This window comes from Parafannyhessea umbonata (assembly GCF_900105025.1).
Classification (GTDB): domain Bacteria; phylum Actinomycetota; class Coriobacteriia; order Coriobacteriales; family Atopobiaceae; genus Parafannyhessea; species Parafannyhessea umbonata.
This window is the reverse complement of record NZ_LT629759.1, coordinates 1095391-1109699: the sequence shown is the minus strand read 5'-3', so window position 1 is coordinate 1109699 and position 14309 is coordinate 1095391. Positions and strand designations below refer to the sequence as shown.

Below are 14309 nucleotides of genomic sequence, written 5' to 3'. Positions count from 1 at the left end.
ACTGCGCAAGGGGACAAGACGTGGGCCCTGCCCCCTGGCACGAGAACACTGGAGGAACGTTGAACATCACCGTCACCGCTGAGAAGCCCGAGAATGGCAAGGTAGTCGCCACCATTACCGTCCCTGCCGCCGAGGTCGACAAGTACGTCGCCCGCACGTACAAGGACATCTCTCACAGGTATCAGTTCCAGGGCTTCCGCAAGGGCCACACCCCGCGCCCCGTCATCGACGGCATCGTCGGCCGCGACGCGGTTCTTGGCCAGGCGACCGAGGACCTCATGAACGATGCCCAGCCCGCGATGCTCGAGGAGCTCGACATCGTCCCCGTGGAGAGCCCCGACTACGGCGAGGATCCGCTGGCCGTCGTGGAGCACGAGGACTTCACCGCTACCGTGACCGTGAGCGTGCCGCCCACCTGCGAGCTGGACAGCTATGACGCGCCGGCCATCAACATGCCTCCCGAGGAGGCCACCGAGGCCGAGATCGACCAGCAGCTCGAGCAGCTCATGAGCTACCACAACACCTACGAGGACGTCGAGGAGGACCGCGAGGCCACCAAGGACGACGTCGTCTCCCTGGACGTCGAGGACAAGGTCGAGCAGAAGTCCGGACTGGCCGGCACCGACCGCCAGCTGAACCTCTCGAGCGCCTACCTGCCGGAGGAGTTCGTGGCGGGCGTCGTCGGCATGAAGAAGGGCGACCAGAAGGACATCGCCTGGACCGAGAAGCAGGGCGAGAACGAGCGCAACTACGAGGTCTCCGTCACCCTGAAGGCCATCAAGAAGTCCGTCACCCCCGAGCTCGACGACGAGTTCGCGAAGAAGAACTTCGGCTTCGACACCGTCGCGGAGCTTCGCGACGCCCTGAAGGAGGACATCGAGAACGACAAGAAGTCCAGCCTTCCGTCCCTCAAGGAGGACCGCGTCGTCGAGGAGATCGGCAAGCACCTCACGCTTGAGGAGGTCCCCGAGGCCTACCTCAACCAGGTGTTCAACGAGCTCGGCCAGGAGGTCCTCGGTCAGCTCCAGCGCCAGGGCATCAGCCTTGACATGTACCTCGCGGCTCGCAACATCAAGAGCCAGGACTTCGTGAACGACCTCCACGAGCAGGCCGAGGAGCGTGCCCGCCAGTCCCTGGCGCTCGACGCCCTGGCCGACAAGCTCGGCCTCGAGGCCACCGACGAGGACGTGCGCGCCGAGTTCGAGAAGGCCAACGTCGACGACGTCGACGCCCGCATCGAGGAGTTCAAGAAGGGCGGCCAGCTGCCCGCCATCCGCGAGTCCATCCGCCGCTCCAAGGCTGTGGACTGGATGGTCGAGAACGCTCCCGTGACCGTCGTGGACGAGATCGCCGAGGCCCGCGCGAAGGCCGAGGGTGCGGATTCCGAGGACGCCGAGTAACTCTCGATACCTTAGACTACGAGAAGCGCTCCGAGGGTAACAGGTACCTCGGAGCGCTTTTTGCACCCATCGTAGTAGCATTGCATGGGACAGGTCCCATGTTCTGACGGCCGGCCCTACGTTCCGGCAAGAAGGAGAACGCATGCACAACCCCATGAACACGCCCCTCATCCCCTACGTCGTTGAGCAGACGCCGCGTGGCGAGCGCAGCTACGACATCTACTCGCGCCTGCTGAACGACCGCATCGTCTTTCTGGGCGAGGAGATTACCCGCGACTCCGCGAACCTCGTGATCGCGCAGCTGCTGCACCTGGAGAGCCAGGATCCCGACAAGGACATCTCGCTCTACATCGACTCTCCCGGCGGCGAGGTGTACGCCGGTCTCGGCATCCTCGACACCATGAACTTCATCAAGCCGGACGTCTCGACCATCTGCGTGGGAATGGCTGCCTCCATGGCGTCCGTCCTTCTCGCCGCGGGAACCCCGGGCAAGCGCCTCGCCCTCCCGAACTCGATGATCATGATTCACCAGCCGAGCTCTGGCGCCCAGGGACAGCAGACCGACATTCAGATCGTCGCCGACGAGACCAAATACATCCGCGAGCACATGAACGAGCTGCTCGCGCAGTATACTGGACAGTCCGTGGAGAAGATCAACGCGGACACCGAGCGCGACAACTACATGCGCGCCCAGGAGGCGAAGGAGTACGGTCTCGTCGACAAGGTAATCGCGTCGCGCACCGAGCAGGCGTAGCCTTGAGGCGAGAAGCTTAGGAAGAGAGCCAGATGCCGAACAACGACATAAACATGCCAGAGATGCACTGCTCGTTCTGCGGCAAGAGCAGGAGCCAGGTTCGCAAGCTCATCCAGGGCCCCAACGGGGTGTTCATCTGCGACGAGTGCGTGAAGGAGTGCTCCGACATCATCAGCGAGGATGACGCGCACGTGGTCGAGGAGGCGGAGAAGGGCAGCGACCTCATCGAGAACCTGCCCACCCCGCACGAGATCTACGAGGAGCTCTCGCAGTACGTGATGGGCCAGGAGGCAGCGAAGCGCGCCATGAGCGTCGCGGTCTACAACCATTACCGCCGCGTCCAGATGGGCGACGACGAGGTCAACTCCGAGGGCGAGGAGGTGGAGCTCGCCAAGAGCAACATCCTCCTGCTCGGCCCGACGGGCACGGGCAAGACGCTCCTGGCCCAGACGCTTGCGCGATTCCTGGAGGTGCCGTTCGCGATCGCGGACGCCACGACGCTGACCGAGGCCGGCTACGTGGGCGAGGACGTGGAGAACATCCTGCTCAAGCTCATCACCGCGGCGGACGGCGACGTCGAGCGCGCCGAGGTGGGCATCGTCTACATCGACGAGATCGACAAGATCGCGCGCAAGGCCGAGAACCTCTCGATCACGCGCGACGTCTCCGGCGAGGGCGTGCAGCAGGCGCTCCTGAAGATTCTCGAGGGCACGGACGCGAGCGTACCGCCCCAGGGCGGCCGCAAGCACCCGCAGCAGGAGCTCATCCACATCAACACGAAGAACATCCTCTTCATCTGCGGCGGCGCCTTCGTCGGCCTGGACAAGATCGTGGCCGACCGCATCGGCAAGAAGGGCATCGGCTTCAACGCTGAGCTCAACAAGAAGGTCGAGGAGAACTCCGACGAGCTGATGGCCCAGGTAATGCCCCAGGACCTGCACAAGTTCGGCATGATTCCGGAGTTCATAGGCCGCATCCCCGTCATCACCTCCACGAAGGAGCTGACGGAGGACGACCTGGTAGAGATTCTGACGCAGCCGAAGAACGCCATCGTGAAGCAGTACAAGCGCATGTTCGAGATCGAGGGCGTTAACCTCGAGTTCCAGGACGACGCACTGCGAGAGATCGCCCGCGAGGCGATCTCCAGGAACACCGGCGCCCGCGGCCTTCGCGCCATCTGCGAGGCGACGCTCGAGGAGACCATGTTCGACATCCCGAGCGACCTCGAGATCACGGACGTCGTGGTGACCCCGGAGTCCGTCGGCGGCAAGCAGCCGCCAAAGATCGTCCGCAAGTCCTCCTCCGGCTTCGGAAAGCACACGGCGTAGCCCAGAGGCGCGCCTAGGCGAGAAGGACGAGGTGCCTCACGCGAGGCGCCCCCTGGCGATTCGAAAGCACGATGCCCGTCATACGGATGCGCTCCGTACGGCGGGCATTCTGCTGTTCCCGCACGCTGCTGGCGCAAGGCACGCGCCCGAGGCGCCCTAGATTGCGATGCCGAGCGCCGCGGCTGGAGATGTGGCCGAAGGAGTTGCCGCCACCCCATGCCACGATGTTGCGCAGCATTTTGCACTACGCGAGGAGCCGCTCCGCGTTGTCGCACACCGCCTGCGCCAGCCCCTCCGCGTCGCACCCGCGCGCCTCCGCGATGCCCGCGAGGCACTCCTGGAGTGCGGCCTCGATCTGGGCGGCGGAGAACGGCACGTCCTCGCCGGCCGGTAGGTCCGTCTCGGTCAGCAGGCGGCGCAGCGGGACCTGTCGCGCGTACTCGCGCCCGCGGCGCGTGCGGAGCATCATGGGGTTCACGGAGAACCAGCAGCCGGCGACCACGGCGGCGTGGAGCTCGTCCGAGCTGCCCGAGAACCAGTGGAACACGCAGCGGCAGCGCTCGAGGCAGCCCGTCGTGCGCAGAACCTCCAGCACCTCCGCGGCGGAGCGGACGGAGTGTATGGACATGACCGTGGGGCGCGCGGGGTCGCTTCCGGTGGCCGCGGCCTCGCAGATGCGCCGGAACGCGGCGCGCTGAACGTCCTTGGAGCCCTCTGGCACGTGCTTGGGCGAGAAGTCCATGCCGACCTCGCCCACGAGGCGCGTCGTGCCGGCGAGGTCGGCCGCCGCCTCGACGTCTGCGGTCGAGAGCCGCCCGTCCGCCACCCACCACGGGTGTGCGCCCACGGCGACGCCCACGTTGGGAAGCCCCGCGAGGGCGTCCCGCGCGCGCAGGTAGCCCCGGGGCGTCACCGTGGTCGCGAGCACATGCAGGCCGTCTGCCGCGGCGTCGCGCGCGACCTCTTCCATGTTCGACATGAAGTCCAGGTGGCAGTGCGCGTCAAACAGCTGCATGGCTTACCTGCCCCCGCGCCGCCGCGGAGCCACGATGGGCTCCTGGACGTCCAGGTCGTTGTGCAGGTCCGCGAGGTCGCATATCACGCGGCCGGCTATCATCTGGCCCATGATGGGCGGCATGTAGCTCATGGTGCCCAGGGTGACGCCCTTCTCCGGCCGCCTGCCTCCCGGCAGCTCGGCGCCGCGCGGCGTGACGGGCATGGGCACCTCGGACGAGTACAGCACGTGAAGCCCGCGGATTCCGCGCTTGCGGCACTCCTTGCGCATGACCTTGCAGATGGGGCACGACTTCGTCTTCTCGATGGTCGAGAAGCGCAGCCGTTCCGGGTTGAGCTTGTTTGCCCCGCCCATGCTGGATATGAGCCTGAGCCCCGTGTCCTGGCACCACTTCGCCACGATGAGCTTCTGCGAGATGGTGTCGATGGCGTCCACCACGTAGTCGGGGCGGGGGAGCGCCTCGAGCGTGGGCACGAGGTTCTCCTTCGAGAGGAACCGGTGAACGGTGGTGACCTTGCAGTCCGGGTTGATGTCGTGCACGATCTCTTCCATCACGTCAGTCTTGGCGCGACCGATGGTGGAGTGGTACGCCACGGCCTGGCGGTTGATGTTGGACGGCTGCACTATGTCGCGGTCCACCAGGACGAGCTCGCCCACGCCACCGCGCGCGAGCGCCTCCACGCAGTTTGATCCTACGCCGCCCAGGCCCAGCACGAGAACGCGCGAGCGGGCGAGCGTGTCGAGCCGCTCCTGTCCCAGGATGATCCTCAGCCTGTCGGTCGCGGTCTCCACCTGCGGCGCGGCCTCTGCCGCGGTGGCGTTCTTCTCGTCCATTGGCTCCTCCAAGCGATCGGCGCGCCTTCGGGCGCGTGTGTGGTAAAGACTGTAGCACGCGGCCGCGGGGGCGCCGCACGGCGTGCGTGGTATGCTGTTGGACTGACTTGGCCGGCCGGCCGGGTCGCAACGTAAGCCAGCCCCGGCGGAGGCGCGCGCCCATTACACGAGTGCCCACACCGTCTGACGGGGCGCGTAAGAAGGCGGTATCAACCGTGGAAGAAATGCCAAAGAACTACGACCCCCAGACCGCGGAGCCCGAGCTCATCAAGAGCTGGATGGACGCGGGCTGCTACCAGCGCAGCAAGGGGGTCGGCGACTGCACCGTCGTCATCCCGCCGCCAAACGTGACGGGCATCCTGCACATGGGCCACGCCATGGACGATACGATCCAGGACACCTACATCCGCTACAATCGCATGCGCGGCCGCTCCACGCGCTGGATCCTGGGAACGGACCACGCGGGCATCGCCACCCAGACCAAGGTGGACAAGAAGCTCAAGAGCGAGGGCATCTCTCGCCTTGAGATGGGGCGCGAGAAGTTCCTGGACGCATGCTGGGACTGGACCCATGAGTACGGCGGCACCATCGTCAGCCAGATCAAGCGCATGGGCTGCTCCATCGACTTCGACGACGAGAAGTTCACGATGTCGCCGGAGTTCAGCCGCGCGGTGCGCAAGGTGTTCTGCGACTGGTACCACGACGGCCTGATCTACCGCGGCAAGCGCATCGTGAACTGGTGCCCCAGCTGCCGCACGGCCATCAGCGACGACGAGGCGGAGTACAAGGACGAGCACGGCCACCTGTGGTTCCTGCGCTACCCCCTCACGGAGCCCGTCGACGACATCGAGTACGTGACCGTGGCCACCACCCGCCCGGAGACCATGCTCGGCGACACCGGCATCGCCGTGAGCCCGCAGGACCCCGAGAAGCAGAAGCTCGTGGGCAAGACCGTCATGCTGCCGATCGTGGACCGCGAGATACCCATCTTCAGCGACTGGCACGTCGACCCCAAGTTCGGCACCGGCTTCGTGAAGGTGACGCCCGCGCACGACCCCAACGACTACGCGATGGGCCAGACGCACGACCTGCCGCAGATCAACATCTTCGACGAGACGGCCCACGTGGTCGACGGCTACGGCGAGTTCAGCGGCATGGACCGCGACGAGTGCAGGAAGGCCATCGTCGACTGGTTTGACGAGCACGGCCTGCTCGATCACATCGAGGACCTCGAGCACTCCGTCATGCACTGCTACCGCTGCGACACCGCGCTCGAGCCGTGGCTGTCCGAGCAGTGGTTCGTGGCCGTGGACAAGCTGAAGGAGCGCGCGACCGAGGTCGTGAAGGACGGCGAGATCAAGTTCCACCCGGAGCGCTGGACCCAGACGTACCTCACGTGGATGGACAACCTGAAGGACTGGTGCATCAGCCGCCAGCTGTGGTGGGGCCACCGCATCCCGGTGTTCTACTGCGAGGACTGCGGCTGGGAGGACGCCCTCATGGAGGACACGGACGTGTGTCCGAAGTGCGGCGGTCACCACGTGCACCAGGACCCCGACGTGCTGGACACTTGGTTCAGCTCGCAGCTGTGGACCTTCGCCACGCAGGGCTGGCCCGACCACCCCGAGCAGATGGAGGGGCACCACCCCACGAAGGTCCTCGTGACCGCCCGCGACATCATCGCCCTGTGGGTCGCGCGCATGATCATGAGCTCGCTGTACTTCACGAACGAGATTCCGTTCCACGACGTGTACATCTACGCGACGATTCTGGCGAAGGACGGCAGCCGCATGTCCAAGTCCAAGGGCAACGGCGTGAACCCCATGGACCTGATGGCGAAGTACGGCGCCGACGCCATGCGCTTCAACCTACTGACGCTCATCACCAACAACCAGGACGTCAAGTTCGACGCGAACATCAACAAGAAGACGAAGGAGCTCATCGACAGCCCGCGCACGGAGCAGGCGCGCTCATTCGTGACGAAGATCTGGAACGCGAGCCGCTTTGTCCAGATGAACCTCGCGGGCTACGTGCCCGGCGCCCCCAAGGCAGAGACGCCCGAGGACGCGTGGATGCTCAGCCGCCTCGCGAAGGTGGTCGCGGAGTCCACGAGGCAGCTCGAGGGCTACGAGTTTGGCGACTACGCCCGCAACATCCAGTCGTTCTTCTGGAACGAGGTGTGCGACTGGTACATCGAGCTCTGCAAGGGCCGCCTGCTGGACGGCACGCCGGAGGAGAAGCTGCAGGTCCAGCGCAACCTCGTCTTCGTGCTGGACGCGTCCATGCGCCTGCTGCACCCCGTGATGCCGTTCGTGACGGAGAGCGTGTGGGACAAGCTGCCCGCGAGCGGCCTGGACGACCACTCCGCAAAGTTCCTGATGGTCGCAAAGTGGCCTGAGCCCGACGAGTTCGCGCAGTTCGTGAACGACAGGGCAGAGCACGACTTCGACCTCGCGAAGCGCGTGGTCTCCGCCGTGCGCTCCACCCGCGCCCGCTACCGCCTGTCGCCAAAGGCCGAGCTGGACGTCGCGGTGCGCTCCTCCGCGGAGGACGCCGCGGTGCTCGAGGCCCAGCGCGGCTTCATCTGCTCCGTCGGCCGCGTGGACCAGCTCGCCCTCGGCCACGAGCAGCAGAAGCCGGAGGGGTCGGTCACGGTGGCCGACGGCACGCTCGAGATCTTCGTGGCGCTCGGCGGCCTCGTCGACCTTGCGGCAGAGGCGAAGCGCCTCAAGAAGGAGCTCGCGAAGGCCGAGAAGGACCTGAGCTCCGTGAGCAGGACCCTCTCCAACGAGGGCTTCGTCGCGAAGGCAGCCCCTGCCGTCATCGAGAAGAAGCGCGCGCAGCAGGCCGAGCTCACGACCACGATCGAGCAGCTCAAGGGCCAGATCGCAGATTTCGAGTAGCATTGGCGCGGCGTCGCGCGCACGCCGTGCGGTCCTCGCGCAACGGGCTTGCGCACTAGCGTGACAAGGATGGGGCGGTCGCTGGCATGGTGCCGGCGGCCGCCCCTCTGCATGGCTCTTCTCGCCCGCGCACGGCGCGTGAGCCGTGCTACGGCTATTGGGCCATGCCTGTCGGCTACGACTGCTGCGGGCGGGGGTAGAACTCCCAGTACAGCGCGGGGAGCGGCGGGCGATGCCTGCCGCCGGCGTCCACGAGCGCGCCGTCGCGAATGAGGTACGCGCCGTCGCAGACCTCATCCAGGTTGTTCAGGAGGTGGGACGACATGAAGACGCAGCGGCCCTCTTCCGCGTACGCGCGGACGCGTTCGTTTGCGAGCTGACGGTTCGTGGGGTCGAGCGCGTTCATGGGCTCGTCCAGCAGCAGGACCGGCGCCTGCGTCGCGAGTGCGACCGCGATCGCGGCCTGCTGGCGCATGCCCTGCGAGAGCGTGGCGATGCGCTTGCGCCTAAAGCCGCCGGCCGCCATGTCAGCGAGCGTGTCGCGCTCCGGCACGCAGCGCCACAGGCAGCGCACGAGCTCGATGGTCTGGTCGGGCGTCAGGTGGTCGTACAGCACGGAGCCGTCGCCGGGCAGCAGGAAGACAGACCTGCGCCACGCGGCCTGGCTATGCGGGCTGACGGATCCGTTACCCGTCGGCGCCACGGCCACGGCATCGACGGACGTTGCGCGCGGGCACTGCGGGACGCCCGCGAGCGCTGCGAGGAGAGTCGTCTTGCCATAGCCGTTTGGCGCGACGAAGCCCACGACACCACCGCTCGCAAGTGAGAGCTCGCCCGTCACGAGCGGATGGTTCCTGACGTAGCCCACGCTGACGTCGCGTGCCACGAGCAGCCGTCCCCTGGGGATGGCCTGCTCCGACGCCGCCCTGCGCGCACGGCCGTAGGACCTTGAGAGCGCGACCGACCTCGCGAGCACGCCGACGAGCCCCATGACCGCGATGAGCACGGCGATGGAGAGCACGCCCCGCGTCGTGTTCGCGCCCGCTATGGGTATGGCGTTCTGGGCGCCTATGCCGCCGAGCCTGCCAAGGAGCCTGTCTGCGGAGAAGTACGTGGACGGCAGGGAGGCTAGCGCGTCAGGGAAGATCGCGCCCAGGTCATAATAGTTGTCCAGGCATGGCGGCACCAGAAGCGCGATGCCGGCGACCATGACGGCAGGCGCCCGCAGCGAGGTCGCGAGGTGGCAGAGCGTGCCTAGGCAGAATCCCGCAAGGAGGAAGAACCCCACGTACCGCACAAGCTCGCGTATGAGGGTCGTCCTCACGAGCACGTCGTCCTGCCAATAGATGATGGGGTAGGCGAGGTCTCCCACGCCGTTCCTGATGACGCCCAACACAAAGGCGGGAAGCATGGGCACGAGCGAGAAAACGAGCGTGAGCAGTGCGCCGAGGCATCCCAGGTACAGCCACATGCCGGCGGGGGAGAGCGGCGCGTGGGAAAGGAGCCTGGACGATGCGTTCTCCCGCGCGACGACCCACAGCAGGGTAAACGGTGCGAGCAGCAGCACGGGGGAGGGTATCACCCCAAGGTAGTATGCGACCAGCACTAGTCCGGGCATGGCGTCCGTTCCCTGGTACAGGGCGGGCGAGCTCAGCTTGCACACCGCGTTCAGAAACGTGGTCGTGAAGGTATGCAGCCTTCGCGTGTCTGGATCCGACGACTGGCCCTGGGACTTCTGCTCCCTGATCTCCCGAAGCTCGTAGCTGCGGACCTTGTGGCAGTATTCGGCCGGATTCGTCTCTTCGATAATCGACTCGAGCCTTCTTGCCTGTCGGTGGTCCGCATCGCTTATGGTCCCACCCTGGTGAAGGAGAAAACTGTACGTCTCGTAGTACCTGTCCACCGAGTAGTTATACGCGCCGTCCGTGGCAAACGGCACGAGCGTGGCGAGAAGGACGACCCCCGCGATCGCGGCGAGCATGGCCAACACCCAGCGTCTTCTGGACAGAAGGACGTAGGACCTGAGGTAGGGAACGCGAGACATGGCAGTGCCTCCCAATCAGATTCGCATGCCGCGCGACGGGCGCAGCGTGGAAGGGGTGCGAGGGCAGATCTGTGCTCCCATGATAGGCGCGTGCACATTGTACCGCCCCGCCGGTGCGCCTGGCGCCGCGCTCCCCGTGCCACGCGCACCCTGATCGGCCACGGGCGTGCGCTCGATTAACAGATTCGAACGTTTGCCAACTTGCGGCGCGGCACCGGCGCGCCTTTTGTAGAGTGGTTAAAGCTTGTTGACTGCCGATGCATGGCCGCGCCTGCAGCGCGTGGCCGGCGGGGAGGTATGCCCATGCACAGGGAGTTCCTGATGGGAAACGAGGCGATGGCGCTGGGTGCGCTCGCCGCCGGCGTGGACGTGGTGGCGGGGTATCCCGGCACGCCCTCGACGGAGATCATCGAGACCGTCGCAAAGCGCAACCCCGGCGACGTGTACGTGGAGTGGTCCGTTAACGAGAAGGCCGCGCTCGAGGTCGCGGCCGGCGCTTCGTACGCGGGTGCCCGCTCGCTCGTTACCATGAAGTGCGTGGGCCTGAACGTTGCCGCCGACCCCCTCATGAGCCTGGAGTACATCGGCGTGAAGGGCGGCATGGTCATCGTGGTCGCAGACGACCCCGGTCCCATCTCGTCGCAGACCGAACAGGACACGCGCACGTTTGCCCAGTTCAGCAAGGTGCCGTGCCTTGACCCGTCCGGCGTCGCGGACGCGTACCAGATGATGCGCGACGCGTTCGCGCTCTCCGAGGAGCTCCACAGCCCCGTGTTCCTGCGGCCGACCACGCGCGTGGACCACGGCTACGAGGCGATCGACGTCCTCGAGCCCGAGGACTACCTCAAGAGCAAGCCGGAGGGCTTCGTGAAGGACTCCTCCAAGTGGGTCATCTTCCCGCGCCTCTCCGTGCAGGCGCATGCGCGCATCGAGCAGAGAAACGCCAGACTCTCGCACGAGCTGGGCTCGTATGCCGGAAACTTCGTGGACTGGGAGGCCGGCCACGCCGACGCCGCGAGCCACGCCGGCACTGCGCCTGACGACAGTGCCGCAACTCCCGCCGCAGCCGTGCGCCCCGCTCGCAAGGCAATCGCGACGCACGGCATCAACTACCAGTACGTTCGCGAGAACCTGGCCGAGGGCGAGTGCCGCGTGCTGCGCGTGGCGACGCCGTTCCCGTTCCCGGACGACCTTGCGCTCGAGTTCCTGGACGGCGTGGACGAGGTCCTGTGCGTGGAGGAGCTCGACCCCGTGATCGAGCGCGCGCTGACGGCGCTTGCGGGCAGGCACCACCTGGACGTTGTGGTGCGCGGCAAGCTCACGGGCGACGTGAAGCCGTCCGGCGAGAACTCCGTGGAGTACGTGGGCCAGGTGCTCGACGCGTTCCTGGGGCGCGGTGCCGCGGAGGGCGCCGCCTGGCCGGATCCGCCACAGCTTCCCGTGAGGCCGCCCGTGCTCTGCGCCGGCTGCCCGCACCGCGCGAGCTTCTATGCCGTAAAGCAGGCCATGCGCGGCAAGAAGACCATCTACTGCGGCGACATCGGCTGCTACACGCTGGGAAACGCCCGTCCGCTCGACATGTGCGACACCTGCCTGTGCATGGGCGCCGGCATCAACATCGCCCAGGGCGTGGGTCACATTGAGCCCGATACGCACTGCTTCGCGTTCGTGGGTGACTCCACGTTCTTCGCCTCCGGCATCACGGGCGTCGTGAACGCGTTCTACAACCAGTCCAACATGACGCTGTGCGTGCTTGACAACTCCACCACCGCCATGACCGGCCACCAGCCGCATCCCGGCACGGGCCGCACGGCAATGGGTCAGAAGGTTACCCCCGTGAGCATCGAGCGCGTCCTCAGGGCGATCGGCCTTTCCGTGGTCGAGACGGTGGACCCGCTCGACCTGCAGGCGACCACCAAGACCGTCGCGCGCGTGGACGCGGAGCCCGGCGTGAAGGCCATCATCTTCAAGAGCCCGTGCGTGTTCCTGTACAGGCCAAGCGCGCAGAGCCACGTGGACCCCGCGCGCTGCGTGGGCTGTCAGCGCTGCGTCAAGCAGCTGGGCTGCCCTGCGCTTGTGCCGCAGGCAGATGGCAAGGTGGCGATAGACGGCTCGCAGTGCACGGGTTGCACGCTGTGCGAGCAGTTGTGCCCGTTCGACGCGATTTCGGGAGGTAGTGCGTATGAGGCGTGACATCGTGTTGTGCGGGACGGGCGGCCAGGGCACGGTGCTCGCGTCCCGCCTCCTTGCAACGGCGGCCATGCGCAAGGGCCTTCCCGTCAAGACGGCCGAGACCATTGGCATGGCGCAGCGCGGGGGTTCCGTCCTCAGCCACGTGCGCGTGGGAGAGGGCGTCGCGTCGCCCCTGGTGGGCAGCGGCCGCGCGGACGTCATCCTGGCGTTCGAGCCGGCGGAGGCCGCGCGCCAGCTTCGCCTGCTTAAGCCCGGCGGCGCCGTCATCGTGAGCAATAGGCCCGTCGTGCCGGTCTCGGCCGTCACGGGCGGCCCGGCGTACGACCTCGACGCCGTCATGGGCTACCTGCGGGGCGCCGTCAGCAAGCTCACCGTGGTGGACGCGGACGCCGCCGCGCGCGAGCTTGGCTCGGCAAAGGTGCTTAACGTGCTGCTGCTGGGCGCGGCCGCGCGCACGGGCGCGCTCGGCTTCACCGTGGAGGAGGTGCGCGCCGCCGTGCATCACGTGGTGCCGGAGCGTTTCCTCGCCCTGAACGACCGCGCGCTCGACTACGCCAAGGAGGAACCATGCAGATAAGCGACACCCAGCTCGAGCTCGTCAACAGGCAGATCGAACGCCTCCGCGCGTCGGACAACTTCTATGGCCGCCGCCTCAAGGAGGCCGGCATCACCGGCGTGACGGACGCCGACGACTTCAGGCGCCTGCCCTTCTCGTCCAAGCAGGACCTCCGCGACGCGTACCCGCTGGGCCTCGCCGCGGTTCCGGAGGAGAAGATCGTGCGCATCCACTCGAGCTCCGGTACCACGGGAACGCCGGTCATCGTGCCGTACACCGCGCGCGACGTGGAGGACTGGGCCACGATCTTCGCCCGCTGCTACCAGATGGCCGGCGTCACCAACCGCGACCGCGTGCAGATAACGCCTGGCTACGGGCTTTGGACCGCAGGCATAGGCTTTCAGGCCGGCGCGGAGAAGCTCGGCGCCATGGCCATCCCCATGGGCCCCGGCAACACGGAGAAGCAGCTCAAGTTCATGATGGACATGCAGTCCACGGTCGTCTGCGCCACGTCCAGCTACGCGCTGCTGCTTGCTGAGGAGGTGCAGAGGCGCGGCCTTCAGGACAAGATCTGCCTGCGTCGCGGCGTCATAGGATCCGAGCGCTGGGGCGAGAAGATCCGCCAACGCATAAACGAGGGCCTCGGGATCGAGTCGTTTGACATCTACGGCCTGACGGAGGTGTATGGGCCGGGGATCGGCATCAGCTGCTCCGCCAACGACGGCATCCACTACTGGGACGACTACATCTACCTTGAGGTTGTCGACCCCAAGACAGGGGATGCCGTGCCGGACGGCGAGTGGGGAGAGATCGTCATCACCACGCTCGTGAAGGAGGGCGCGCCGCTCATCCGCTTCCGTACGCACGACCTCAGCCGCATCATCCCCGGAACGTGCCCGTGCGGCAGCCCGTTCCCGCGCATCGACACCATCCGCGGGCGCTCGGACGACATGTTCAAGATTCACGGCGTCAACGTGTTCCCGCGGCAGGTGGAGGAGGTCATCGCGTCGTTCCCGCAGCTGTCGAGCGAGTACCAGATCCGTCTGTCGCACCTGGAGGGACGCGACACCATGCGCCTGTACGTTGAGACGGACGGCACGCAGGACTTCCTCGCGCTCGCGGACGAGGTCGCGCACGAGTGCCGCAACCGCATAGGCTTCACGCCGCTCGTAAAGGTGGTCGAGCTGGGCGTCCTGCCGCGGAGCGAGAAGAAGACCCGCCGCGTGTTCGACGAGCGCTACGAGTAGCCGTCCGCGCGGCGCCGCCGATGTAGTGAGCTTGT

The 14309-nt window shown here is 66.7% G+C and carries 10 protein-coding genes; 7 read left to right on the top strand and 3 right to left on the bottom strand.

Annotation, left to right across the window (positions count from 1 at the left end):
* The first annotated feature begins 59 nt into the window (after positions 1 to 59).
* The 3 genes from tig to clpX all read left to right on the top strand — a co-directional run bounded on the left by tig (position 60) and on the right by clpX (position 3482).
* Entirely contained in the window at positions 60 to 1400 is a 1341-nt protein-coding gene (gene tig / locus BLT96_RS05110) for a trigger factor (RefSeq protein WP_090846147.1), read from the top strand.
* Between the two features lie 142 nt (positions 1401 to 1542).
* Positions 1543 to 2154: an ATP-dependent Clp protease proteolytic subunit gene (locus BLT96_RS05105; protein ID WP_090846149.1), complete on the top strand. Its 612-nt coding sequence runs from the start codon at positions 1543 to 1545 to the stop codon at positions 2152 to 2154.
* Positions 2155 to 2186: 32 nt separating this feature from the next.
* Positions 2187 to 3482, top strand: coding sequence for an ATP-dependent Clp protease ATP-binding subunit ClpX (gene clpX / locus BLT96_RS05100; RefSeq protein ID WP_090846151.1), 1296 nt, complete (start codon positions 2187 to 2189; stop codon positions 3480 to 3482).
* 244 nt (positions 3483 to 3726) lie between these two features.
* On the opposite strand, the gene BLT96_RS05095 is transcribed toward clpX, so the two are convergent.
* Both BLT96_RS05095 and BLT96_RS05090 read right to left on the bottom strand, forming a co-directional pair.
* On the bottom strand, positions 3727 to 4497 hold the full coding sequence (locus BLT96_RS05095) for a TatD family hydrolase (RefSeq protein ID WP_090862233.1): 771 nt from the start codon (positions 4495 to 4497) through the stop codon (positions 3727 to 3729).
* Positions 4498 to 4500: 3 nt separating this feature from the next.
* Positions 4501 to 5331: a tRNA threonylcarbamoyladenosine dehydratase gene (locus BLT96_RS05090; RefSeq protein WP_090862230.1), complete on the bottom strand. Its 831-nt coding sequence runs from the start codon at positions 5329 to 5331 to the stop codon at positions 4501 to 4503.
* Between the two features lie 215 nt (positions 5332 to 5546).
* Here BLT96_RS05090 and BLT96_RS05085 point away from each other — a divergent pair, with 215 nt between their 5' ends.
* Positions 5547 to 8234, top strand: a complete 2688-nt coding sequence (locus tag BLT96_RS05085) for a valine--tRNA ligase (protein ID WP_090862228.1) — start codon at positions 5547 to 5549, stop codon at positions 8232 to 8234.
* 175 nt (positions 8235 to 8409) lie between these two features.
* Here the strand turns inward: BLT96_RS05085 and BLT96_RS05080 are convergent, their stop codons facing one another.
* Positions 8410 to 10278: an ATP-binding cassette domain-containing protein gene (locus BLT96_RS05080; RefSeq protein WP_090862226.1), complete on the bottom strand. Its 1869-nt coding sequence runs from the start codon at positions 10276 to 10278 to the stop codon at positions 8410 to 8412.
* Between the two features lie 303 nt (positions 10279 to 10581).
* Between BLT96_RS05080 and BLT96_RS05075 the strand changes: the two genes are divergently transcribed.
* The 3 genes from BLT96_RS05075 to BLT96_RS05065 are packed head-to-tail and all read left to right on the top strand — an operon-like array spanning position 10582 to position 14274.
* Positions 10582 to 12471 (top strand): thiamine pyrophosphate-dependent enzyme, encoded by a 1890-nt coding sequence (locus BLT96_RS05075; protein ID WP_090862224.1) that lies wholly within the window; start codon positions 10582 to 10584, stop codon positions 12469 to 12471.
* Positions 12461 to 13048 (top strand): indolepyruvate oxidoreductase subunit beta, encoded by a 588-nt coding sequence (locus tag BLT96_RS05070; RefSeq protein ID WP_090862222.1) that lies wholly within the window; start codon positions 12461 to 12463, stop codon positions 13046 to 13048. The genes BLT96_RS05075 and BLT96_RS05070 overlap by 11 nt, the downstream gene beginning before the upstream one ends.
* Positions 13039 to 14274 (top strand): phenylacetate--CoA ligase family protein, encoded by a 1236-nt coding sequence (locus BLT96_RS05065; RefSeq protein WP_090862219.1) that lies wholly within the window; start codon positions 13039 to 13041, stop codon positions 14272 to 14274. Before BLT96_RS05070 ends, BLT96_RS05065 begins: the two co-directional genes overlap by 10 nt.
* Positions 14275 to 14309: the final 35 nt, after the last annotated feature.

What these genes read in the sequence shown, in the direction of transcription:
- BLT96_RS05080 (WP_090862226.1), bottom strand. Translation starts at nt 10,278, where the DNA reads ATGTCTCGCGTTCCCTACCTCAGGTCCTACGTCCTTCTGTCCAGAAGA.
- BLT96_RS05065 (WP_090862219.1), top strand. Translation starts at nt 13,039, where the DNA reads ATGCAGATAAGCGACACCCAGCTCGAGCTCGTCAACAGGCAGATCGAA.
- BLT96_RS05095 (WP_090862233.1), bottom strand. Translation starts at nt 4,497, where the DNA reads ATGCAGCTGTTTGACGCGCACTGCCACCTGGACTTCATGTCGAACATG.
- BLT96_RS05105 (WP_090846149.1), top strand. Translation starts at nt 1,543, where the DNA reads ATGCACAACCCCATGAACACGCCCCTCATCCCCTACGTCGTTGAGCAG.
- clpX (WP_090846151.1), top strand. Translation starts at nt 2,187, where the DNA reads ATGCCGAACAACGACATAAACATGCCAGAGATGCACTGCTCGTTCTGC.
- BLT96_RS05075 (WP_090862224.1), top strand. Translation starts at nt 10,582, where the DNA reads ATGCACAGGGAGTTCCTGATGGGAAACGAGGCGATGGCGCTGGGTGCG.
- BLT96_RS05090 (WP_090862230.1), bottom strand. Translation starts at nt 5,331, where the DNA reads ATGGACGAGAAGAACGCCACCGCGGCAGAGGCCGCGCCGCAGGTGGAG.
- BLT96_RS05070 (WP_090862222.1), top strand. Translation starts at nt 12,461, where the DNA reads ATGAGGCGTGACATCGTGTTGTGCGGGACGGGCGGCCAGGGCACGGTG.